The 24,079-nt window shown below is 75.2% G+C and carries 15 protein-coding genes and 1 tRNA gene; 7 read left to right on the top strand and 9 right to left on the bottom strand.

Features of this window, described 5'->3' with window-relative positions:
* Positions 1-90 precede the first annotated feature (90 nt).
* From ACFV04_RS27025 to ACFV04_RS26995, 7 genes are all read left to right on the top strand, one after another.
* The gene (locus tag ACFV04_RS27025; protein WP_380533100.1) at positions 91-984 is read left to right on the top strand and encodes an ABC transporter ATP-binding protein; all 894 of its coding nucleotides are present in this window, start codon (positions 91-93) and stop codon (positions 982-984) included.
* Positions 978-2,588 (top strand): ABC transporter permease, encoded by a 1,611-nt coding sequence (locus ACFV04_RS27020; RefSeq protein WP_380533097.1) that lies wholly within the window; start codon positions 978-980, stop codon positions 2,586-2,588. The genes ACFV04_RS27025 and ACFV04_RS27020 overlap by 7 nt, the downstream gene beginning before the upstream one ends.
* A gap of 154 nt (positions 2,589-2,742) precedes the next feature.
* A complete protein-coding gene (locus tag ACFV04_RS27015) occupies positions 2,743-4,062 on the top strand; it encodes a sensor histidine kinase (protein WP_380533094.1) in 1,320 nt (439 codons plus the stop codon).
* Positions 4,026-4,670, top strand: coding sequence for a LuxR C-terminal-related transcriptional regulator (locus ACFV04_RS27010; RefSeq protein ID WP_380533091.1), 645 nt, complete (start codon positions 4,026-4,028; stop codon positions 4,668-4,670). Before ACFV04_RS27015 ends, ACFV04_RS27010 begins: the two co-directional genes overlap by 37 nt.
* A gap of 345 nt (positions 4,671-5,015) precedes the next feature.
* Positions 5,016-5,642 (top strand): YbaK/EbsC family protein, encoded by a 627-nt coding sequence (locus tag ACFV04_RS27005; RefSeq protein WP_380533088.1) that lies wholly within the window; start codon positions 5,016-5,018, stop codon positions 5,640-5,642.
* 173 nt (positions 5,643-5,815) lie between these two features.
* Positions 5,816-6,616 (top strand): ABC transporter ATP-binding protein, encoded by an 801-nt coding sequence (locus ACFV04_RS27000; RefSeq protein ID WP_380533085.1) that lies wholly within the window; start codon positions 5,816-5,818, stop codon positions 6,614-6,616.
* Positions 6,613-8,595: an ABC transporter permease gene (locus ACFV04_RS26995; protein ID WP_380533082.1), complete on the top strand. Its 1,983-nt coding sequence runs from the start codon at positions 6,613-6,615 to the stop codon at positions 8,593-8,595. The genes ACFV04_RS27000 and ACFV04_RS26995 overlap by 4 nt, the downstream gene beginning before the upstream one ends.
* A 118-nt stretch (positions 8,596-8,713) precedes the next feature.
* Here ACFV04_RS26995 and ACFV04_RS26990 read toward each other — a convergent pair.
* From ACFV04_RS26990 to ACFV04_RS26950, 9 genes are all read right to left on the bottom strand, one after another.
* A tRNA-Thr gene (locus ACFV04_RS26990) sits at positions 8,714-8,787 on the bottom strand.
* Between the two features lie 81 nt (positions 8,788-8,868).
* A complete protein-coding gene (gene leuE / locus ACFV04_RS26985) occupies positions 8,869-9,519 on the bottom strand; it encodes a leucine efflux protein LeuE (RefSeq protein ID WP_380533079.1) in 651 nt (216 codons plus the stop codon).
* A gap of 106 nt (positions 9,520-9,625) precedes the next feature.
* On the bottom strand, positions 9,626-11,269 hold the full coding sequence (locus ACFV04_RS26980; protein ID WP_380348329.1) for an alpha/beta hydrolase: 1,644 nt from the start codon (positions 11,267-11,269) through the stop codon (positions 9,626-9,628).
* Between the two features lie 159 nt (positions 11,270-11,428).
* Positions 11,429-12,607, bottom strand: coding sequence for a hypothetical protein (locus ACFV04_RS26975; RefSeq protein WP_380348331.1), 1,179 nt, complete (start codon positions 12,605-12,607; stop codon positions 11,429-11,431).
* A gap of 305 nt (positions 12,608-12,912) precedes the next feature.
* Positions 12,913-14,124 (bottom strand): DNA polymerase III subunit delta', encoded by a 1,212-nt coding sequence (locus tag ACFV04_RS26970; protein WP_360253102.1) that lies wholly within the window; start codon positions 14,122-14,124, stop codon positions 12,913-12,915.
* A gap of 301 nt (positions 14,125-14,425) precedes the next feature.
* Entirely contained in the window at positions 14,426-17,980 is a 3,555-nt protein-coding gene (gene tmk / locus ACFV04_RS26965; protein WP_380533075.1) for a dTMP kinase, read from the bottom strand.
* Positions 17,981-18,341: 361 nt separating this feature from the next.
* A complete protein-coding gene (gene topA, locus ACFV04_RS26960) occupies positions 18,342-21,209 on the bottom strand; it encodes a type I DNA topoisomerase (protein ID WP_380348334.1) in 2,868 nt (955 codons plus the stop codon).
* 356 nt (positions 21,210-21,565) lie between these two features.
* Positions 21,566-22,024, bottom strand: coding sequence for a DUF3592 domain-containing protein (locus ACFV04_RS26955; RefSeq protein WP_380533072.1), 459 nt, complete (start codon positions 22,022-22,024; stop codon positions 21,566-21,568).
* A gap of 276 nt (positions 22,025-22,300) precedes the next feature.
* The gene (locus ACFV04_RS26950) at positions 22,301-23,833 is read right to left on the bottom strand and encodes a methyltransferase (RefSeq protein WP_380533069.1); all 1,533 of its coding nucleotides are present in this window, start codon (positions 23,831-23,833) and stop codon (positions 22,301-22,303) included.
* Positions 23,834-24,079 lie beyond the last annotated feature (246 nt).

Raw genomic sequence — 24,079 nt, 5'->3', positions numbered from 1 at the left:
CACCCCTCCCGCCGTTTCCGCCCGGAAACCCCGCGGATCTCTGCCGAACGGCAGATGTGCGGAACGCGCCGGCCCGGAAGCATTCGGTGCGTGACCGAACTCCGGATCCTCGACCTGACCAAGGAGTACCGCGGCGGCAAGCGCGCGGTGGACTCCTTCTCGCTGACGCTGCGGCCCGGCGTGCTCGGCCTGCTCGGTGCCAACGGCGCCGGCAAGTCGAGCCTGATGCGCGTCCTGGCCACGGTCACCCGGCCCACCTCGGGGCAGGTGCTGTGGGAGGGCGTCGACACCGCCCGGCACCCCGGGCCGCTGCGCCGCACCGTCGGCTACCTCCCGCAGGACTTCGGCGTCTACCCGCAGCTCACCGCCCGTGAGTTCCTCGGCTACCTGGCCGCCGCCAAGGGGATGCGTCGGCGCCCCGCACAGGCCCGGATCGCCGAACTGCTCGACCTGGTCAACCTGTCGGGCGCGGCCGGGCAGCGGCTCGGGGCGATGTCCGGCGGGATGCGCCAGCGGGTCGGCATCGCCCAGGCCCTGCTGAACGATCCGGCGCTGCTGATCGTGGACGAGCCGACGGTCGGGCTGGACCCCGAGGAGCGGCTGCGCTTCGGCAGCCTGCTGAGCGGCCTCGGCGCCGACCGGATCGTCGTGCTGTCCACCCACATCGTGCCGGACGTGGCCGCCACCGCCGACCGGATCGCCGTCATGGGACACGGCCGGCTGCTGCACCACGGCACCCCGGAGGAGTTGCTCCGCCGTGCGGAGGGCTCGGTCTGGGAGCTGCCCGTCGCGGCCGACCGGCTCCCGTCGCTGCGTTCCCGGTTCCTGCTCGGCGGCACCACCCGCACCCCGCAGGGCGTCCGGGCGCGGGTGCTGTCCGCGGCCCGGCCCGCCCCGGAGGCGGAGCCCGTCGCACCCCGGCTGGACGACGCGTACCTGCTGCTCACCGCCGCCCCGGCCGCCGAGGAGGTGGCGGCGTGGTGACGCGCATCGGGGCGCTGGCCCTGGCCGACTTCCGGGAGCGTCGGCGGCGGCCCGGCTACCTGGTCGTGCTGCTCGGCACGCTCGCCCTCGGGCTGCTGGCCGCGCCGGTCGGCGACTCCCGCTGGGAGGTGTTCCAGGTGACCGACCTGCACGGCCGCTACACCAGCGGCTACGTGGGGACGGTGACGGCGCTCGGCGGCGCGGTCTGGCTCTCGCTGGCGGGCTTCGGCATCGCGCGCGGGGCGATCCCCCGGGACGAGCAGGGCGGCGTGGGCCGGCTGCTCGCCGCCACGCCGATCAGCCGGTTCGCCTACCTGGCGGGCAAGTTCGGCAGCAATCTGCTGCTGTTCGGCTCGATGCTGGCCGCCCTGGCCGGGACGGCGCTCGGCGTGCAGCTGCTCAAGGGCGACTCCGGCCACGTGGACGTGGTGCGGCTGCTGCTGCCGTACGTCCTGATCACGCTGCCGCTGCTGGCGGCGGTGGCCGGGTGCGCGGTGCTCTTCGACACCCTGCCGGGGTTGCGCGGCGGCCTGGGGTCGATGGTGTGGTTCGCGGTCTGGCTGGTGTTCGTCCTGGGCGCGCAGACCGGCGGCGGTCCGGACCTCCTGGGCATGCGGCGGATCACCGCCTCGATCCGGGAGGTGATCGCGGCGAGTGGGCGGCCGGTCGACGGCGTCGAGTTCGGGGTCGGACTGACGGCGGACAACCGGGTGCTCGGCACCTTCGACTGGCCCGGTCTCGGGGCGGGCGAGGCTGGCGGGCCCGCCCGGACGGGGCTGCTGCTGATCGCGGCGGCGGTCGGGCTCGCGCTGCTCGGGGCGCTGTGGTTCCGGCGCTTCGACGGGGCGGAGTCCCGGCCGGCCCCGACCGGACTCCGCCCGGGCGCGACGGGGGTGCGCCCGGGCGGGTGGGGCCGCGGCGGCCCGCGGCAGGACGGCGGCGGCGCGGCCCCGGAGGCCGGGCCGGCCGACTTCGCCCGGGATCCGGCCCGGCTGACCCCGGCCCGCAGGGGCGGCACGGTGCTCGCCGCGCTCGCCGGGGAGCTACGGATCCTGGTCCGGGGGCAGCGGTCCTGGTGGGCCGGAGCGGCCGCGATCGCGGCGCTGGCGCTGGGTGTGGCGCCGGACGGGCCGAGCCACGCGGTGCTGCCGTTCGCCGTGCTCTGGCCGGTGCTGCTCTGGTCCCGGATGGGCCACCGCGCGGACGGCGGCAGCGTCGAGGAACTGCTGGGCGCCTGTCCGTCCCCGCTCCGTCGGACACTGTCCGCCCTGCTCGCCGGGATCGTCCCGGCCCTGGCGGTGGTGGCCGGGCCGGTGGTCCGGCTGCTCGGCGCCGGGGAGACCCGGGCCGCCGCGGGCGCGCTGGCCGGGGCCCTGCTGGTCCCCGCCCTGGCCATGCTCTGCGGCACCGTCACCCGCGGTCCCCGGCTGTTCCAGACCGTCTACCCACTGCTCTGGTACGGGATGGTCAACCACGTCCGCGGCCTGGACTTCCTCGGCGTCTCCGGGGCCGGCGCCCCGGCCCCGGCGGCGGTCGCCGGCCTCGCCGCCGCCCTGGCGCTGGGAGTCCTCGCCGTGGGCGCGATACGCCACGCCACCCGCTGAGCCGCCGGCCCCCGCGGGATCGTCCCCGGCCGGGAAAAGAGGGGAGTTTCTCCCACCGACACCGCCGCCCCGCGCTCGCCAGAATGGCTGCACGGCCGTCGCGGCCGGGGCGCCACGACGGCACCACAACGGCACCACAGGGAGGGGCACGTCCATGGACGGCACGACGGAACCCGGGGGAGGTCCCGCACCGGTCGAGGTCCGGGGGTTCTCGATCCCCGCCGGACTCACCGGTCTGCGGCGGGCGCTGACACTCTGCCGCCTGTCCTTCGTCGCCCTCGGGCACTCCCTCGGGGTGACCGGGGCGATCACCCTGGTCGGCCCGGGCCTCGGCCTGGTGCCGCGCGCCATGGCGGGCGTCCGCGCACTGGCGGACCGTCAACGGGCGCTGGCCGAGGACTGGTCCGGCGTGCGGATACCGGGCCCGCCCGGCCCGCTGCCGGAGGTGCCGGCGGGCGCCTCCGGCATGATCGCCCGCTACCGCTGGATCACCGGCGACCCGCAGACCCGGCGGGAGTTCGCCTGGATCTTCACCGAGCCGGTCGTCGGCGGCCTCCTCGCCTTCCTGCCGGTCGCCTTCGTGCTGAGCGGCCTCTGGGGCGTCTTCCTGGCCTTCTTCGGCGTCCGGCTGTCCACCGTCCTGGACGGCCTCTGGTACGAGTTCATCCCGATCGAAGGCCCGGTCACCGCGGCCCTCGCCGGCCTCCTCGGCGTGCTCCAACTGCCGCTCGCCCTCTGGCTGGCGCCGCGGGTCGTACACCGCCACACCCGCTACACCCGCGCGATGCTCGCCCCGAGCGAGCAGGAGCTGATGGCCGGTCGGATCGCCCACCTGACCACCACCCGCAGCGCGGCGGTCGACACCCGGATGGCCGAGATCCGCCGGATCGAGCGCGACCTGCACGACGGCGCGCAGGCCCGCCTGGTCGCGATGGGCATGACCCTGGACGCCGCCGAGCACCTGCTGGAGCGGGATCCGCAGGCCGTCCGCGCCCTGCTGGTCGAGGCGCGCCAGTCCTCCGCCAAGGCCTTGGAGGAGCTCCGCGACCTGGTCCGCGGCATCCACCCGCCGGTCCTGGCCGACCGCGGACTCGTCGACGCCGTCCGGGCGTTGGCCATGGTCAGCCCCGTCCCCACCGAGGTCACCGCGGACCTGCCGGGCCGCCCGGAGATGCCGCTGGAGTCCGCCGTCTACTTCGCGGTCTCGGAGCTCCTCGCCAACGTCGCCAAGCACTCCGACGCCGGCCGCGCCCACATCGACCTCCGCTACGATCGCGGCGTGCTGCGCGTCACCGTCTCCGACAACGGGCGGGGCGGCGCGGACGCCCGTCTCGGCACCGGACTGCGCGGCGTCGAACGGCGGCTCGCCACCTTCGACGGGATCGTCGCCGTCAGCAGCCCCGTCAACGGCCCCACCACGGTGACCATGGAGCTTCCGTGCGCATTGTCCTCGCCGAGGACCACTTCCTCCTGAGGGACGGCCTGATCCGTCTCCTCCAGGCGTACGGCCACGAGGTGGTGGCCGCCGTGGACAACGGACCGGACCTCCTGCGGGCCCTCACCGAGCAGCGGCCGGACGTCTCGATCATCGACGTCCGGCTGCCGCCGACCTTCACCGACGAGGGTCTGCGCGCCGCCCTCACCGCCCGCCGCACCGACCCCAGCCTCCCCGTCCTGCTCCTCTCCCAGTACGTCGAGCCCCTCTACGCCCGGGAACTGCTCGCCACCGGCGGCCGCGGGGTCGGCTACATGCTCAAGGACCGTGTCACCAACGGCGCCCAGTTCCTCGACTCGATCCACCGGGTGGCGGCCGGCGGCACCGCCATGGACCCGGAGGTCGTCTCCGGCCTGCTGGTCCGCAAGGGGCGCGACACCGCCCTGGCCGCCCTCTCCGACCGCGAGCGCGAGGTCCTCGAAGCGCTCGCCCAGGGCCGTTCCAACGCCGGTATCTCCCAGGCCCTGTTCATCACCGAGAAGGCCGTGGCGAAGCACATCGGCAACATCTTCGGCAAGCTCGGCCTCCTCCAGACCGACACCGACAACCGTCGCGTGCTGGCCGTCCTCACCTACCTCGACCAGTAGCCGGCGGCGGCCCGGACCGGGCGGCCGGCGCCTCCGGCAACGGGGCTCCCCAGGGCGGGTCCCGATCCGCAAAGCTGCCGGTCAACCGGCAGATCGGGCCCCGCCCCGGGCCCGGCCCCGGAGTACGATGGCCCGGTCCCGGAGGCGCCGAACACACGGGAGCCCGCACGGGCCCGACCCTCGCCGCACCATCCGTTCGGAGCGCGGCAGGGCAGACCGCGCACCCCCCGGGACGGTCGACCGCACCACAGCACCAGGCAAGGCCCAGAACGACGGCCCGTCGTGCTGCGCAGGCAGGGCGCGGGCCGCTCCACGCCCCGATGCCCGTCTGTGAGGACCGCACCCATGACCCCTGCCCTGTCCACCACGAGCCCGGCCACCGACGGACGACCGACCGGGATCGCCGACTCTTCCGACCCGTCCGACTCCGCCACCCCCGCCGGACTCCCCGACCTCCCCGAGCTCCCCGACCTTCCCGAGCTCCCTGAACTCTCCACCTACAGCAGGCTGTTGGACCTGCTTTCGGCGGACCCGGCCGCCTACCGCACGATCTGCCACGAGCCGGAGGGGAACACCGCCCTCGCCAGCGAGCTGCGCGGCCACCCGCTGGAGCAGGCCGCCAAGTCCATCGTCGTCCGGGCCAAGCGCAGCAAACAGGACGGTGGCGGACGGTACGCGCTCGCCGTGGTGCCGGGCGACCGCCGGGTCGACCTCGACGCCGTCGGCCGGGCCCTCGGATCCAGTCGGGTCGGCTTCGCGGACCGCACCACCGCCGAGCGGTTGAGCGGCTGCGCGAGCGGCTCGATCATCCCGTTCTCGTTCCACCCGGAACTCGAACTCCTCGTGGACCACGAGCTGTTGATACACAGTCATCTCTACTTCAACGCGGCGAGACTCGACCGTTCGATCGAGCTGCGCACCGCCGTGTACAAGACGCTCGCGCAGCCACAGGTCCTCGCCATCGCCGCCTAGCCCGCCCGGCCCCGGTCGGGCCGGTCGGACCCGGGGCCTCCCCGGGCCCGACCGGGGCCCGACCGGGGCCGAGACTGCCTCACCACCACCCCACCGGGGCGCCCCCTTCCCGCCCCACTCCTACCGGAACGTCATACCGCCGTTCCCGAAGACCTGGTAGGAAGTCGATCATCATGAACGACAACGATGTAGTAAGACTGGAGCAGGTCACCCGCTCCTACGGAACCGGCCAGAACACCGTCACCGCGCTGGCCGGAGTCACCCTCGGCTTCGCCCGCGGCAGCTTCACCGCCGTCATGGGACCCTCCGGATCCGGCAAGAGCACCCTGCTCCAGTGCGCCGCCGGGCTCGACCGCCCGGACTCCGGCACCGTCGTTGTCGACGGCATCGACCTCGGCGGCCTCGACGAGACCGCACTGACCGAACTGCGCCGGGAACGCCTCGGCTTCGTCTTCCAGGCGTTCAACCTGCTCGGTGCCCTGACCGCCGAACAGAACGTCGGCCTGCCGCTGCGCCTGGCCGGCCGCAGGCCCGACCCCGCACAGGTCCGGGCCGCCCTGGCCCAGGTGGGCCTCGGCGAGCGGACCGGCCACCTGCCCTCGCAGATGTCCGGCGGCCAGCAGCAACGGGTGGCGATCGCCCGCGCGCTGATCTCCGCCCCGGAGGTGCTCTTCGCGGACGAGCCCACCGGCGCCCTGGACAGCTCCAGCAGCCGCGAGGTACTCACCCTGCTCCGGTCCCTCGTCGACCGGCAGGGCCAGAGCACCATCATGGTCACCCACGACCCGGTCGCCGCCTCCTACGCCGACACCGTGCTCTTCCTCGCCGACGGCCTGGTCGTCGACCGCCTGGAGGACCCGGACCCGCAGACCGTCGCCGCCCGGATGACCGCCCTGGAACAGGCCCGCGAGGAGGCCGCCCCCACCGACCGCGCCGACGAGGCGGGCACCCCCGGACACGGTGACCCCCGATGACCGGCTTCCGTCTCCTCCTCCCGGTCGCCGCCGTCTCGATGCGCCGCCGCTGGCCGTCCTTCGTCGGCTCCTTCGTCGCGCTCGCCCTCGGCGTCGCAGTGATGTCCGCCGCCGGGGTGCTCCTCAACACCACCATGGGCGAGGACTCGCTGCCCGGCGCGCCCTCGCTGCACAAGCTGGTGAGCTTCATGGCCGCCATGGCCGGGTTCGTCTCGGTCTTCGTGGTCTCCTCGACCTTCGCCTTCGCCGTCGCCCAGCGCCGCCAGGAGACGGCGATGCTGCGCGCGGTCGGCGCCACGCCCCGCCAGGTCCGGGCCCTGGTCCTCGGCGAGGCCATGGTGGTGGCGCTGTCCGCCGCGGTCACGGGCTGCGCGGCGGGCCTGGCCGTCGCCCCGGCGATCGCCGGCTGGCTGGTCGACCAAGGCGCCGCCCCGAGCGGATTCCACGCCGAACCGGCAGCGCTGCCGCTGCTGCTCGCCGCCTCGGGCGGCCTGCTCGTCGCCCTGCTCGGCGCCTACGCGGCGTCCCGCCGGGCCGGCCGGGTGCGGCCGGTGGAGGCGCTCAACGAGGTCGCCGTCGACCGGAAGGTGATGCCGCCCGTCCGCTGGGTGGCCTCCGGCCTCTTCCTCTGCGTCTTCGGCTACACCCTGTCGACGTTCGTCTCGATGCCCGCCTCGATGCTGGCCGACCCGCAGTCCCGCGATCCGCAGACCACCCCGCAGTTCGCGCTGCTCTTCGACGTCATGGCGGTGCTCGCGGTCGTCCTGGTCGCCCCGGTGCTGGTGCCACCGCTGGTGCGCCTGTTCACCGCGCTCGTCCCGCTGCTGCCCGGCGCGGCCGGGCTGATCGCCCGCCAGAACGCCCTCGCCGCGATCCGTCGCACCGTCTCCACCGCGACGCCGGTCTTCCTGGTGATCGGCCTGGCCGGCTCGGTGGTCGGCGGCACGGTGGCGTTCGGCGACGCACTCGCCACCCAGGGCCGAGCCGCCCTCAAGGCCGGGTACGTGGTCGAGCCGTCCGACGGCCACGCCGTGCCCGCCGACGCCCTGCGCAACCTCGCCGCCCTCCCGGACGCCCGGCTGACCACCGCCGCCACCGTCCGGTTCGACGGCCTGGCCACCCCGGACCAGCAGCCCGTCCCCGGCCGCCCCGGCGACCTGCCGATCCCGGAGGACGGCCTCGCGGTCGACGGCGACCTGCGCGAGGCCTGGAACCTGACCACCGACGCCGGTTCGCTCGCCGACCTGCACGGCAGGACGGTCGCGGTCTCCACCGACATGGCCCGGGTCTTCGGCTGGCACGTCGGCGACACCCTGAACGCCCGCCTCGCGGACGGCACCCGGGAGCCGCTGCGGCTGGTCGCCCAGATCGGCCACCTGCTGCCGCACCTGCCCGAGATCGTCGTCCCCCGCGAGGCCGTCCCCGGCCCGGGCACCGTCTCCGTCGCCTACCTGTCCACCGGCGCGGGCCCCGACCAGGTCACGGCCGCGGTGGGCGGCACCGCGGCCCACGCCACCGCGGGCACGGACTGGATCGGCGCCCACAACGACCGGACCACGAAGAACGGCTGGATCTCCATGCTGGCGATCCTCGGCCCGGCCCTGCTCTACGCGCTGATCGCCATCGTCAACACGATGATGATGTCCACCGGTGACCGCCTGCGGGACTTCGCCACCCTGCGCCTCACCGGCGGCACCCGCCGCCAGGTCCTGCGCGTGGTCGCCGTCGAGACCCTGCTGGTCGTCGCCACCGCGGCGGCCCTCGGACTGGCCGTCACCCTGGTCACCCAGTACGCGACCGTCCTGCTGATCGAGAACCGCGTCCTCGACGCCACCCGCTCCGCAGCCCTCGACCTGCCGTGGACCACCCTCGCCGGAGCCACGGCCGTCTGCCTGGTGCTCGCGCTCCTCGCCAGCCTGCTCCCGGCCCGCCTCGCCCTGCGGATCCGCCCCCTCGACCTCGCGAACGGCCGCCAGTAACCACCCCCGGGCCCGGCGGTCCCCCACCGCCGGGCCCGGCCCGCCCCTCCGGTCACCCCAGTGCCCACGAACACGAAGAAGCCCAGGTCAGAACCGATCTGACCTGGGCTTCGAACCGAGCCGCCTGCGGGATTCGAACCCGCGACCTACGCATTACGAGTGCGTTGCTCTGGCCAACTGAGCTAAGGCGGCACCGTTGCCGTGTGTGGCGGCAACGCGGGCCAGTCTACACAGGTTGGCGGGTGATCCGTACCCGGATACCCGGGGGGCGGGTCAGGCGGAGGAGACGGCGAGTTTGGCGGCGAAGCCGGCGAAGAGGACGGCGACGCCGCTGGTGAGGGTGGCGGAGAGACGCTTGCGGCGGCGGAAGGCGGTGGCGAGGGTGGTGCCGGCGAATATCAGCAGGGAGAGGTAGAGCAGGCTGAAGGTCTGCAGGATGCCACCGAGGAGGGCGAAGGAGAGGGCGGGCTGTCTGTAGGACGGGTCGACGAACTGGGTGAAGAAGGAGAGCAGGAAGAGGATGGCCTTCGGGTTGAGGAGGCTGACCACGAGGGCGCGGCGGAAGGGGTTCTCGGCGGACTCGGGGTCCGGCTCGGCGGTGGTGTCGGCGGCGGCCCGGTGTTCGAGCCAGAGGCCGCGGGCGGCGCGGAGCATGCCGTAGCCGATCCAAAGCAGGTAGGCGGCGCCGCCGAACTTGACCACCGCGAAGACGGCCGGGTTGGCCTTCAGCAGGGAGGCCGCGCCGATCGAGGTGAGGCTGATCAGGGTGAGGTCGCCGACGAAGACGCCGGCGGCGGCCCGGTAGCCGGTCCGGACGCCCTTGCGGGCGGCGACGGACAGCACGTACAGGGAGTTGGGGCCGGGCAGCAGGATGATGACGAGGGCGCCGAGGACGTACGTCGCCAGGTCGTTGACTCCGAGCACGTTGAGCTCCGGTGCGGGGAAGGGTGGCAGGGGGCGCTCATCGTAACGTCGTACCGGTAATCGATTGAAGTGAAAACTACCTACCGGCCGTCCGGAACCCCACGCCCTACCGGTCGCAGCGCGTGTCCTGCTCAGGGGCCTCCCCGGTCAGCAGGAAGCGGTTCACCGCGCCGTCCACGCAGGTGCTGTGCCGGCCGTACGCGGTGTGGCCGTCCCCGTCGAAGGTCAGCAGGCGGCCGGACTCCAGCTGCCCGGCCAGGGACCGGGCCCAGGCGTACGGGGTGGCCGGGTCGCGGGTGGTGCCGATGACGACGATCGGGGCGGCGCCGGACGCCCGGATGGTGTGCGCCGCGCCGGTCGCCCGGACCGGCCAGTACGCGCAGGTCAGCGCCATCCACGCCATGTCCCGCCCGAAGTGCGGCGAGACCTGCTCGAAGTCCGGCACCGCCCGCTGGACGTCCTCCGGCCCGCGGAACGGCGCGGGCAGGTCGAGGCAGTTCACCGCGGTGTTGGCGGACATCAGGTTGGGGTACGAGCCGTCCGCCTCCCGCCCGTAGTAGGCGTCGGAGAGCTTCAGCAGCCCGCTGCCGTCGCCCGCCCTGGCGTCGGCGAGCGCGGAGCGCAGCTTGGGCCAGAGGAAGTCGGCGTACATGGCCTCGATGACGCCGGTGGTCGCCTGGGACTCGGTGAGCCGGCGGCCGTTGTCGCCGGTGGGCAGCGGGGCGGTCCGGACGGCCGCGAACAGCGCGGTGAGCTGCTCGCCGGCCTGCTGTTCGGTCCGGCCGAGCGGGCAGTCCTCGCGCTTGGCGCAGTCCTTGGCGAAGGCGGCCCAGGCGGTCTCGAAGCCGCCGGCCTGGGTGCGGTTGCCGGTGACCGAGTCGAGCGCCGGGTCCATGGCGCCGTCCAGCACCAGCCGGCCGACCCGGGTCGGGAAGAGCCCGGCGTAGGTGGCGCCGAGGAAGGTGCCGTAGGACTTGCCGACGAAGTTCAGCCGCTCGTCGCCCAGCAGCGCGCGCAGGACGTCCATGTCCCGGGCGGCCTCGACGGTGCTGAGGTGGCCGAGCGCTGCCCCGGCCTGCTTGCGGCAGCCGTCGGCGAACTCCTTGTCGGCGGCGACCAGGTCGTCGATCCCGTGCTGGTCACCGGGGGTCAGGTCGACGGCGGTGAAGGCGTCCATTCGGTCACCGCTCAGGCAGGTGACCGGGTTGCTGCGGCCCACCCCGCGCGGGTCGAGGCCGACCAAGTCGTAGCGGGCCCGCACCCCGTTGTCGTACGTCCGGGCGGTGGACTCCAGGTACTCGACCGCCGAGCCGCCGGGCCCGCCCGGGTTGAGCAACAGCGAACCGAGCCGCGGCTCCCGGGAGCCGGCGCCGGTCGCGGCGGGTTCCGCCGCCGCGCGGGCGGCCGCCAGGGTGAGGTCGCCGTCCCCCGGCCGGTCGTAGTCCAGCGGTACCCGGAACGTCGTGCACTCGAACCCGCCGTCGCACGGCTGCCAGGCCAACCGCTGCGCGTAGTACGGCGCGAGCGCGGCCGGGACGACGGTGGGCAGCGGCTCCAGCGGGGTGGCCCCCGGCCCGCCGGGGGCCACCGGGGCCGAGGTCGCGCCGGAGCCGGACGCGTCCGAGGAGGCCGCCCCCGGCGCCCCGGACGGACCGGACCCGCACCCGCCCGCCAGCAGCCCGACGGCCAGCGCCGCGGCCGACACCCGCGTCACCCCGGCCAGTACCCGCACCCGCCCGAAGGCCCTCATCCGGCTGCTCTCCTCGAAGGACGATGGGAAGGAACGACGGGAATGCACGGAACGACGGGAACGGCCTCCGACGACCCGACGATCCGACGAGCGGTGGAAACGCCGCTGCCCGGCACCCACCCCGGGTACCGGGCAGCGTAACGCCCGCTCGACGGGCGCTCAGGACGCCTTGGCCAACGCCTCGGCCAGGAACTGCGCCGCTTGCCGGACCAGCCGCAGCCGCTCCCGGTCGGGGGTGAAGTCCTGCACGTTGTCCGAGATCCGCACGTCGGCCTTGGCCGCCGGGCCGGGGCCCGCCTTGAGCGCGGCCTGGAGCTTGCGGGCCGCGTCCAGCCCGGCGGAGTCGGCCTTGGCCGCGGCCAGCAGCAGCTTGGCCGCGCTGCCGGTCGGGGCCTCGGCCCCGGTCTGGGTGAGGGCGGCGGCGTCGTACCGGCCGGAGACCGCCGCGGCCGCGCCGTACAGGTCGGGGCGGGCCAGCCCGGCGGCCGCCGCGCACGGCGCGCCGCCGTCGACGCCGAGGGTGCCCCAGGAGGCCGGGCCGGGCGGCAGGGTGCGGAAGGAGGCGGCGACGGTGGTGCGCAGCGTCGTGTCGTCGGCGACGGCGGCCGGAGCGGCGGCGACCAGCTCACAGGGGTGCGCGGTGCCGTTCGGCGCCTCGGGGGCGACCAGGATGAAGGGCCGGGTCTTGCCGGTCTGCAACGCCGACCCGATGCCCTCGAAGACGTCCGGGACCTCGGCGTCGGCGGTCTTGCGCGGCGCGGCCGCGTGCATCACGACGACCGGGAACCGCGCGTTGGGCTCCTTGGCGTACTGCGGCGGCAGCCAGACCCGGACGTTGCGGGGGTGCCCGTCGGGGCCGAGCACGGCGGACTGGAGCAGTTCGCCGCCGCCCGGGTGACCAACGCTGTCGAACCGGCTGACCACGGCGGGGGCGGTGGTGACGGCCGCGGTCGCCGCGGCCCCCACCGCAGCACCGGCGGCACCGGAAGCACCGGCGGCGGCCGGCTCGGTGGCTGCGGGCGGCGCCGCCTGTTGCCGGACCGCCGTGCCGGCCTCGGTGCCCGCCGAGTCCACGACGGGCTCCGCCCGGTCCTGCGCCCGGTCGCCGCGGCCGATGCCGCCGAAGGCGCCGAGCGCGGTGAGCACTGTCAGCCCGGTGACGAACACCCCGCAGACCATCGCCCCGCCCGCCCGCAGCAGCATCGGCCACCGGTCTCCGGCCAGCTCGTAGGTCTCGGCGGCGCGCAGGTCGCGCCAGCGCTGGAGGGCTCCCCGGGCCAGCCAGATCCCGCCGAGGGCGGCAGCCAACAGGGGAATGACGAGGAGCGAACGAACCATGCGACGCACCGCCTCGGGAGAGGGCCGGCGCCGGACCGGACCCGGCGCGTACGGGGGCGACCGGCCCCACCGGGCGCAGTCGGCCCCCAGCGTGCACAACCGGCGCACGGTCACACGCGGGTGTGCCCGGCGCGTATCGCTCGTTCACTCGAAGGTGGGACAGCGCACCGGCTCCGGGAGGCGTACGGCCGTCGGCCGGTGGAGCGGCCCGCGGACGACGAACGACGGACGACGAACGACGGACAAACAGCGGACGGCGGGCGGACGACGGACGACGCGGGTCCGGGGACGGGCCGAGGGCCGGCTCAGCCCGCGCGCAGCGCGACCGTCATCGCCTCGACCGCGAGCAGCGGGTCCACGTTGCGGTCCAGCGCCTCGCGGCAGGCCAGCACCGCCTCGATCCGGCGCAGGGTGCCCTCCGCCGGGCCGGCCTGAGCGACCCGGTTCAGTGCCTGCCGCTGGTCCTCGTTGGCGAGCACCCCGGTGGAGCCGAGCTGGATCGCGAGCACGTCCCGGTAGAAGCCGAGCAGGTCGAGCAGGGCGACCCCGAGGGTCTCCCGGCGCGTACGGGTGGCGCGGCTCTTCTGCCGCTTCTCCAGCTCCTTGACCGCCCCGGCCATGCCACGCGGCGCCTTGCTGCCCTCGGCGGCGCCGTAGGCGGCCTTGAGGTCGTCGGTCTCCTTGGCGTCCTGGGTCTCGGCGAGCGCCTCGGCGTCGGCCTTGGCGGTGTCGACCAGGCGCTGGGCGGCGGCCAGGCAGCCGCCGATGTCGCCGACCTCCAGCGGGATCCGCAGCACCTCGGCCCGACGGGTCCGGGCCTTCTCGTCCACGGCGAGACGGCGCGAGCGCTCGATGTCGCCCTGCCCGGCGAGTGCGGCGAGCCGGGCGGTCTCCGGGTCGACGCCGTCCCGGCTGACCAGCATGTCGGCGACCGCCGCGGCGGCGGGGCTGCGCAGCACCAGCAGCCGGCAGCGCGAGCGGATGGTCGGCAGCACGTCCTGGACGGAGGGGGCGCAGAGCAGCCAGACGGTGCGCGGGGAGGGCTCCTCCACGCCCTTCAGCAGCGCGTTCGCGGCGGCCTCGGTGAGCCGGTGCGCGGCGTCCACCAGGATCACCGACCAGCGGCCGCCGGTCGGGTAGCTGGAGGCCCGCAGGACCAGCGCGCGCATGTCGCCCACGCCGATGGACAGCCCGTCGGTCCGCACGTACTTCACGTCCGCGTGGCTGCCGGCCAGCACGGTGTGGCAGCCGTCGCAGAACCCGCAGCCGGGCGTGCCGCCGAGCGCGAGGTCGGGGCTGGTGCACTGGAGGGCCGCGGCGAAGGCCCGTGCGGCGGTGACCTGGCCCGCGCCGGGCGGGCCGGTGAACAGCCAGGCGTGCGTCATCAGGGAGGCGTTCCCGCCCTGGACGGGGGCGGCGCCGCGACCGGCCTCGACCGTCGCCCCGGCCGCCCGGGCCGCGGCGGTCAACTGTTCGACCACCCGCTCCTGGCCCACCAGGTCGTCCCAGACGGCCACTGCTGCTCCCAAGCTCCGTACGGCAGCGCCCCTGGCGCCTCTTCCCCGCGGTCGAGCATACGTCTCCGCCCCGACAGCCACTGCTCCGTCCGGGTCACGACGGGCGCCCGACGCCCGACTCCGGGCGGCGGACCTCCAGCGGCCCGGAACCCCCACCCGGGAGAGCGCCCCCACCCGCGAGCGGCGCCACCACCCGGGAGCGGCACCCGACGCCCGGAGGGCGCAACCCGGCGCCCGGTACCCGACGGCAAGGCGGCGCCGCCGGGGACCTGTCCCGACGACGCCGCCCGCACCTACCCGATCAGCCCCGGCGACCCCAGCGGCGGCCCTTGCCGTCGCCCGTGTCCTTGCCGTCGCCCGGGTCCTTGCCCTGGCCCCCGGCCGGCCCGCCCTGCGCGCCGTGCGTACCCTGGCCGCCCTGCCCGCCCTGACCGTCCGCACCGCGCGGGTCCGCACCGCGCGGGTCCGCACCGCTCCGCGGGCCGCCGTGCTCCCAACGCGCCCACTCGTCGTGCGACCCGAGCAGGGTGTCGGTGAGGCTCGGCAGGTCGTCCATCGGCGTCTCCTCGGCCCACTCCGGCCGGGGCCGCTCGGCGGCCGATTGCGGCTGGGACTCCGGCTGGGGCTGGGGCTGCGGCGGCGACTGCGGCCGCGCCGGGGCCTGCCCCCGCGGATCCGCCGCACGCTCCCCGCCGACCACCGGCAGCTCACGCGTGCTCTCCACCGGACGGCCCGGACCGACCCGGGGCAGCACCTCGGTCCGGTCGGCCTCCGCCGGCACCTTCGGCAGCACGGCCGTCTCGTCCACCGCGGAAGCCGGCACCACGGGCAGCTTGGCGGTCGCGTCGACCGCTCCGGCGGCCGCGGCCGCCTTGCGCGCCTCGGTGGCGTCGGCCGCCCGGACCGCCGCCTGCCGGTCCCGCACCGACAGCTCGCGCGTCGCCTCGTCCCCGAGCCCGTCGGCCGGGCCCTGTGCAGGCCCCTGAGCCGAACCCGGTGCCGAACCCTGCGCCGGACCGTGCTCCGCACCACGCGGCGCGGACCGACCCGGAGCGTCCTGCGGGGTCTCCCGGACCGCCCACAGCTCCGTGGTCGCGGCGTCCCCGGCCGCGGCGCCCGCCGCCGACCCGGCCCGACCGGCCGCCCGGTCCGCCGCCGTCTCTGCGGCCGCGGCCGCAGCGGCGAGCGCGGCGGCCTGCGCCAGCCGGGCCTCCTCGGCCCGCTGCAGCGCTTCCTCCGCCCGGCGGCGCTGCTCCTCGCGGGCGAGCTCCCGCTGCCGCTGCAGTTCGGCCTGAGCCGCCGCCTCGTCGGCGATCCGCTTGCGCTCGGCGGCCTCGGCCGCCAGCCGGACCTGCTCGGCGGCACGACGCTCGGCCTCCTCGGCGGCGCGGCGCTCGGCCTCCTCCTCCGCCCGGCGGCGGGCCTCCTCCTCGGCCTTGCGGCGGGCCTCGGCGGCGGCCCGCTCGGCCTCCTCCTTGGCCAGCCGCTCCTTCTCCGCCTGCTCGGCGCGCAGCTGCGCCAGCACTTCCTGCCGCTTGCGCTCGGCAGCCTCCTCCTCGGCCTTCCTCCGGGCCTCCTCGGCGGCGCGGCGCTCGGCCTCCTCCCGGGCCAGCCGCTCCTGCTCGGCGCGGGCGGCCTTCTCCTGCTCGGAGAGCGGCAGCTCGCGGTCGAGCCGGTGCCGGATGGCGGTGGTGACGAAGCCGGGGGCCTGGCTGCCGTCCACGACCAGGTAGCGCGCCGGGTCGGCGGCCGCGAGGGCGAGGAAGCCGGCCCGGACCCGCTGGTGGAACTCGGTGGGCTCGGACTCCAGCCGGTCCAGGGCCTCGGTGAAGCGCTCCCGGGCCCGGGTCGGGTCGACGTCCAGGACGACGGTCAGGTCGGGCAGCAGACCGCCGGTGGCCCAGCGGGAGATCCGGGCGACCTCGGTCGCGGCGAGGTCGCGCCCGGCGCCCTGGTAGGCGATGGAGGAATCCATGTACCGGTCGGTGATCACCACGGCGCCGCGGGCGAGGGCCGGCCGGATGACGTTCTCGACGTGCTCGGCGCGGTCGGCGGCGTAGATCAGCGCCTCGGCGCGGTGCGACAGGCCGGTGTTGCCGACGTCCAGGACGAGGCCGCGCAGCCGCTGGCCGACCGGGCTGCCGCCGGGCTCGCGGGTGAGCACGACCTCGTGGCCCTTGCCGCGGATCCACTCGGCGAGTGCCTGGGCCTGGGTGGACTTGCCGGCGCCGTCGCCGCCTTCGAGGGCGATGAAGAAGCCGGTGCCCGCGCCGCGGTGCGGCACCGGGCCGGCGGCGCCGCGCACGGCGTCCACCAGGTCCCGGCCGAAGGGCACGGTGCCGCGCCGGTCGTCGGTGCGCAGCAGCACGACGGCGGCGAGCACCAGCGTGAGCAGCCCCGCGGTGGCGACGGCGAGGGCGGCGCCGCCGTGGATGAAGGTGAAGGAGCCGGGCTCGACGGTGCCGTACTCGACGTCCCCGTAAGCGGCGGCGATCAGCGGGACGACGACCAGCGCGGCGGCGACCACGACCCGCAGCACCGCGAACAGGTGCTCGGTGACCTTCGGCAGCCGGGCCTCCTCGACCTCCTGCGCGAGCAGGGTGCGCCCGGCCGAGACGACGATCCCGGCCGCCAGCGCGGCCAGCACGGTGAGCAGCAGGACCAGCACGAAGTCCAGCACCAGCCCGGCCAGGATCAGTGCGACGCCCTGGGTGAGCAGCGCCAGCGCGAGCAGTCGGCGGCGGGAGAGCGAGGGCAGGGTGGCCCGGGTGAGGCGGGCGCCGAGGGCGGGGGTCGCGGTGGCGGCGAGCACCACCAGGCCGTAGCCGATCGGCCCGGCCCGGTGCTCGGCGGCGGTGAGCAGCGCCAGCGCGGCGACGCCCGCCATCGAGGCGAAGGCGGCGGCGACGGCGAAGGTGAAGTACGGGGCGCTGCCGGTGCGGCCCTTGCCCAGGGCCGGACCGGGGGCGGCGTCGGTCGGGGCGCGCAGGCCCTGCAGCGGGGAGACCGGGGCGACGGCCACCGGGCCGACGGGCAGCTGCCGGACGTACCCGCGGACCGCCGAGGCGGCGAACAGTCCGGCCGCGCCGAGCGCCGCGAAGGTGAGCTGGTGGGCGCGGAGCCAGTCGGAGCCGGCCGCCGCACCGATGTTGTTGAGCAGGGTGAGGCCGACCAGGCCGACGGCCGCCAGCGGCAGGGTGACCCAGCCGGTGAAGCGGTCGATCACCCGGACGGTGTCCAGGTTGGCGGCGGCGGGCCGCTGTTCGGCGGCCGGGGCGTAGGGGTCGGCCGGCGGCAGCAGGCCGGGGACGGCGGCGGCCTTGGCGATCTCCCAGACCCGCTCGGCGGCACCGGTGACGAACACGGTGGCGAGCAGGACGTAGGTCGCGGCGCCGGAGGTCTTCGTCCCGGAGCCCAGCCAGACGGTCCACCAGGGGGCGAGGCCGATCAGCAGGGCGCGCAGCACGTCGGCGCCGAACATGGTCCAGCGCCGGTCGAGCCTGCCCGCGACCAGCCGGTGCACCGGGCCGAGCAGCGCCACACCGACCAGGCCGGTGGCCACCACGCGGACGGCGAGGACCGCGGCGGTGGCGAAGGCGAGGCTGCGCGGCAGGTCGCCGAACCGGCCGCCGATCGCGGCGGCGATCACGGTGAGCGCGAGCAGCACCAGCAGGCCGAGCCGGTCGGCGGTGCCGCCGAGCAGCTGGGTGGTCCACAGCCGCCGGTAGGCGCGCGTCCGCAGCAGTGCCCGGGCCCGGTCCACCGGGGTCCCGGCGGGCGCGACCTCGGGCAGGTCGGGCGTCACGGCTCTGGCGTCCGGGGCGGCGCTGGGGGTGGGCTGCTCCTCGCTCGTCATACGGTCAGCGTAGCGGGCGAGGCTTGGCCGGATTGTGGTGAACGGGCTTCCGGATCCCGCTCATCACCGGGTTGTGACGTTCCCCGCACAGATCCCCGCACCCGTCCCCGGCCCGGATCCCCACCCGGCCGCCGCCCGACCGACGCCCGATCACCACCCGGCCATCGCCGACCGACGCCCGATCATCGTCGTGCCACCACCCGATCACCGTCGTGTTGCCACCGTCGTGTCACCGCCGGCCACCACCCGATCACCGCCGTGCCACCGTCGTGTCGCCACCGGCCACCGCCCGGCCCACGACAGCGCCCGGGCCCGCACCCCCTGGATCGGGGGATGCGGGCCCGTCGGCGGCGACCGGGGGTCAGCCCTCGTCGGTCGCCGTGGTCTTGCTCGCGGCGGTCTTCTTGGCCGCCGTCTTCTTCGCCGCCGCCGTCTTGGTGGTGGTCTTCTTGGCGGCGGTCTTCTTCGCGGCCGCGGTCTTGGTGGCCGCGGTCTTGGTCGTGGTCGCCTTCTTGGCCGCCGTCTTCTTCGCCGGGGCCTTCTTCGCCACCTTCTTCACCGGTCCGCGCGCCCGCTTCTCGGCGAGCAGCTCGTAGCCGCGCTCCGGCGTGATGGTCTCGACGTCGTCGTCCTTGCGGAGCGTCGCGTTGGTCTCGCCGTCGGTCACGTACGGGCCGAACCGTCCGTCCTTGACCACCACCGGGCGCTCGCTGACCGGGTCGTTGCCCAGCTCCTTGAGCGGCGGGGCGGCGGCGGCCCGGCCGCGCTGCTTGGGCTGGGCGTAGATCGCCAGCGCCTCGTCGAGGGTGATCGTGAAGAGCTGGTCCTCGCTGGTGAGCGAGCGGGAGTCGGTGCCGCGCTTGAGGTACGGGCCGTAGCGGCCGTTCTGCGCCGTGATCTCCGCGCCCTCGGCGTCGGTGCCGACCACGCGCGGCAGCGAGAGCAGCCGGAGCGCGTCCTCCAGGGTGACGGTGTCCAGGGACATCGTCTTGAAGAGCGAGGCGGTGCGCGGCTTGACCGCGTTCTTGCCGGTCTTGGGCGTGCCCTCGGGCAGGATCTCGGTCACGTACGGGCCGTAGCGGCCGTCCTTGGCGACCAGCATGTTGCCGCTGACCGGGTCGGCGCCGAGCTCGAAGTCGCCGCTGGGCTTGGCCAGCAGCTCCTCGGCCAGCTCGACGGTGAGCTCGTCCGGCGGCAGCTCGTCCGGGATGTCGGCGCGCTGGCCGGGCTCGCCCTCGACGGTGGAGGCGCGCTCGACGTACGGGCCGTAGCGGCCGACCCGCAGGGTGATGTCCTCGCTGATCCGGAAGGAGCTGATCTCCCGGGCGTCGATCGCGCCGAGGTCGGTGACCAGTTCCTTCAGGCCGCCCAGGTGGTCGCCGTCGCCGTTGCCGGCCTCGGCGGCGCCACCGGCCGAGAGGCCCTCGCCCTCGCCGAAGTAGAAGCGCTTCAGCCACGGCACGGACTTCGCCTCGCCGGCCGCGATGCGGTCGAGGTCGTCCTCCATCCTGGCGGTGAAGTCGTAGTCGACCAGCCGGCCGAAGTGCTTCTCCAGCAGGTTGACCACCGCGAAGGAGAGGAACGACGGAACCAGCGCCGTCCCCTTCTTGAACACGTACCGGCGCTGGATGATCGTGTCGATGATCGACGCGTAGGTGGAGGGGCGGCCGATCTCCCGGTCCTCCAGCTCCTTGACCAGCGAGGCCTCGGTGTAGCGGGCCGGCGGCTTGGTGGCGTGGCCCTCCGGGGTGATCCGCTCGGCGCCCAGCGGGTCGCCCTGGGTGACCTGCGGCAGCCGGCGCTCGCGGTCGTCGAGCTCGGCGTTCGGGTCGTCGGCGCCCTCGACGTAGGCCTTGAGGAAGCCGTGGAAGGTGATGATCTTGCCGGAGGCGGAGAACTCGACGTCCCGGCCGTCGGCGGAGGTGCCGCCGACCCGGACGGTGACGGACTGGCCGACCGCGTCCTTCATCTGGGAGGCGACGGTGCGCATCCAGATCAGCTCGTAGAGCCGGAAGTCGTCGCCGGTCAGGCCGGTCTCGGCGGGGGTGCGGAAGCGGTCGCCGGAGGGGCGGACGGCCTCGTGCGCCTCCTGCGCGTTCTTGACCTTGCTGGCGTAGGTGCGCGGGGCGTCCGGCAGGTAGTCGGCGCCGTACAGCTGGGTGACCTGGGCGCGGGCGGCCGAGATCGCGGTGTCCGACAGCGTGGTGGAGTCGGTGCGCATATAGGTGATGAAGCCGTTCTCGTACAGCTTCTGGGCCACCTGCATGGTCCGCTTGGCGCCGAAGCCGAGCTTGCGGCTGGCCTCCTGCTGGAGCGTGGTGGTCCGGAACGGCGCGTACGGCGAGCGGCGGTACGGCTTGGACTCGACGCTGCGGACGCTGAACGCGGTGCGCTCCAGGGCGGCGGCCAGCTGCCGGGCGGCCTGCTCGTCCAGGTGCAGGCTGTTGGCGCTGCCGGCCTTCAGCCGGCCGTCCGAGCCGAAGTCGCGGCCGCTGGCGATCCGCTTGCCGTCGACCGAGGCGAGCCGGGCGCCGAAGGTCTCCGGGTTCGCGGAGTCGGCCGGGGTGCGGCCGGTGCCGAAGGTGCCGACCAGGTCCCAGTACGAGGCGGTGCGGAAGGCCATCCGCTCGCGCTCGCGCTCGACCACCAGCCGGGTCGCGACGGACTGCACGCGGCCCGCCGACAGCTTCGGCATGACCTTCTTCCATAGCACCGGCGAGACCTCGAAGCCGTAGAGGCGGTCGAGGATGCGACGGGTCTCCTGGGCGTCGACCAGGCGCTGGTTGAGTTCGCGCGGGTTGGCCACGGCCTCCTGGATCGCCGACTTGGTGATCTCGTGGAACACCATCCGGTGCACCGGCACCTTGGGCTTGAGCACCTGCTGCAGGTGCCACGCGATGGCCTCGCCCTCGCGGTCCTCATCGGTGGCGAGGAAGAGCTCGTCGGACTCCGCGAGCAGCGACTTCAACTTGCTGACCTGGGACTTCTTGTCCGCGTTGACCACGTAGATGGGTGCGAAGTCGTGGTCGACGTCCACCCCGAGGCGGCGCACCTCGCCGGTGTACTTCTCCGGCACCTCGGCCGCGGTGCTGGGGAGGTCGCGGATGTGCCCGACGCTCGCCTCGACGATGTAGCCGGGGCCAAGGTAGCCCTTGATCGTCTTCGCCTTGGCCGGCGACTCGACAATGACGAGTCGCTGTCCGTGCGCGGTCTCGCTGCTCGGGGACACCTTCGCTCTTCTCTCCCGGTCCTTATGTGGCTGGTCGGCGCGGCAGCACGGGCTGCGCTCCGCCCGACCCCTCCACCGTCCCGGGGCCGCCGCTGCACGACACCCCACCAGCGGAGTGTGACCGTACCCCGGCCACCCTTGTCAAACGGACGGATCCCGCTTTTTCACTTGCCGGGCTCACCGACGCCACTCGAACGGTAACCCGATGACGCGGGTTCGCGCCCCGTGGAGGGGGCCTTCGGCAGGTTCCGGAGGATGGAATGACGGATTTCAAGATCTGTCAACGGAAAATCGACGGGCGGGCGGACCCCCGTCGAGCGCGCGCGGGGCGACGTCCCCGGGAGCGGGCGGAGCGCTCAGCCGCCGACCGTGGCCAGCAGCCCGGCACCCGCCGCGAGACAGGCCACGCCCAGGGCGCTCCACAGCAGGTCGACGAGGGCCCCCCGCCCGATCTCGCCGGCCGCCAGCACCGCCCGGCTCGGGCGCTGCGGGTCGTAGCAGATCCGCACCGGGGCACCGGGCGCGAAACGGTCCGGGCGGCGCAGCGGGGTGTGCCCGCGCGGACGGGTGAGCACCAGCCCCGCGATCCGGCACGCGCCGGAACCGGCGACCGGGGACGGCACCGGGAAGGACAGCAGCGGCGCGCTGTCCAGCTGCCCGTGCGCGTCGTCCTCGGCCACCACCGTGGCCACCACCGCGACCCCCCGGCGGCGCACCAGGTGGCGAAGGCGCACTTCGGCGGCGCACCAGAGCAGCAGCACGCCACCGAAGAGGACGAGCACGACCCCGCCCACCGTCGCCGTCGTCGTGTCCACCCCTGGCCCCCGGCTCCCCAGCTCTGTCCACAGCCTGTGGGCAGAGCCTCACAGCGGAGGACCAACGGGGGGCAGCCGTTCGGGGACCACCGGACGAACCAGGGGGTACGGGCGGGTGAACCGCCCCGCGGGGCAGGCTCGGCCGGCCCTGCAGGGCCCTGCCCGGCGCGGCCGACCGACTCGACGGGCCCGGTTCGCCGGGCCCGACTCAGCGGCCCTCGCTCAGCGGCCCCCGCTCGGCGACCCCCGCTCGGCGACCTCACTCACCGGCCCCGCTCAGCGGACCGGGTCGATGAACCCCTGCTCGGTCAGCAGCCGCAGCGACTCCGGCACCCGGTCGCGCAGGACCACCCGGTCCTCACCGAGCAGCTGCGCGATGGCGTCCACGATCTCGCCCGCCGCCAGCGTCCCGTCGCAGACGCCCACGAAGCCGGCCCCCACGGTGTCCACCTTGGTGGCCCTTCGCATGCCCCGGTTGTGACGCAGGATCACGTGCTCCGGGTCCTCCGCGCCCGGCGCACCGACCTGCTCCTGGACCACCTCGTCCGCCAGCATGTAGCGGGTCGCGAGCAGGCCCGCGTCGTCGTGCGAGCGGAGGAAGTCCTGCCGGTCGAACCAGGTCTCGATGTGCGGGCCGAGCGGCTGCTCCACCGGGTGCGGCCACTCCTCGACCCGGACGGTCGGACGCTCGGCGCCGCCCGCCCGCAGGGTGATCCACCCCATGCCGACGCCCTCGACCCGGCCCGCCTCGAAGGCGTCCAGCCACTCGCCGTAGCGGGCCTGGTAGTCGCCGCCGGGGCCGCGGTGGTCGCCGCCGTCGCGCAACCACAACTCCGCGTACTGGGCCACGTCCTGGACCTCGCGCTGGACGATCCAGGCGTCCAGCCCGGTGCCCGCGACCCAGCCGGCCAGCCGCTCCTGCCAGTCCTCGCCCTCGACGTGCTGCCAGTTCGCGAGCAACTGGCAGTAACCGCCGGGCTCCAGGTGGTCGGCGGCCGAGCGGACCAGGCTGCGGCACAGGTCGTCGCCGGCCATGCCGCCGTCCCGGTAGGTGAACCGGCCGGTCGGCGAGATGACGAACGGCGGGTTGGAGACGATCAGGTCGAACTTCCGTTCCCCGACCGGCTCGAAGAGGCTGCCGGAGAGCACCTCGGAGTGGTCGAAACCGGACAGCGCCAGGGTCAGCTCGGTGAAGCGCAGCGCACGCGGATTGAGGTCGGTGGCGGTGACCGTGCCGGCGTGCCGGGCCGCGTGCAGCGCCTGCACGCCGGAACCCGCGCCGAGGTCCAGCGCGGCCCGCACCGGGCGGCGCACGGTGATGTTGGCCAGCGTGGTCGAGGCGCCGCCGACACCCAGCACCAGGTCCTTGCGGGCCACCCCGTGCGCGGTCTCGCCGGAGCCGATGCCGCCCGCGCCGCCCACCGCGCAGCCCAGGTCGGAGACCACCCAGGCATCCGAACCGGGCAGCCCGGCAACCTCGTTGGCGTACGGCCGGACGTCGACGGTGGCGCGCACCAGGTCCCCGTCCGGGCGCAGCCAGCCGTCGGCCAGGCAGTCCTCCACCGGCAGCGCCGCGGCCGCGGCCCGGTACGGCACCGGCTGCTGCAGCAGGAACAGCCGCACCAGCGTCTCCAGCGGGCTGCCGCCGCGCGTCGCGCGCAGCGCCGGGACCGCCTCGCTGCGGGCCAACGCCGCGTAGGCGGTGGGTCCGAGCAGGTCCAGGCACCCGTCGGCGGTGAACGAGGCGGCGAGCAGCGCCTCGCGCAGCTTGGCGAGGCGGGTCGGGTCGAGAACGGGGCTACTGATCACCCCGCCATTGTCCCCCGCCGGCCCCCCGCCGACCGCCTCCCGGGCCCGGCCTCCCCGCGCCGTGCCGCCACCGTGGACGGGCCCGCACGCCCGGGGCGTCCCGCCGGGAGCCCGGAGCCTGCGCACGCGCCCCGCCGGGCCTATGCACGCCCGGCCGCGCGCCCGGCCGCGCCTTCCGGAGCCCGGCCGCGACGGCCCGCTCCAGCGTGTCCTCCCCGTCACGCGGCAGCCGGTGCCGCTCCTTCG

Origin of the sequence: Kitasatospora sp. NPDC059599 (assembly GCF_042735125.1) — a bacterium.
Lineage (GTDB): Bacteria > Actinomycetota > Actinomycetes > Streptomycetales > Streptomycetaceae > Kitasatospora.
Note: the sequence above shows the minus strand (reverse complement) of the source record. Positions and strands in the feature narration are given on the sequence as shown.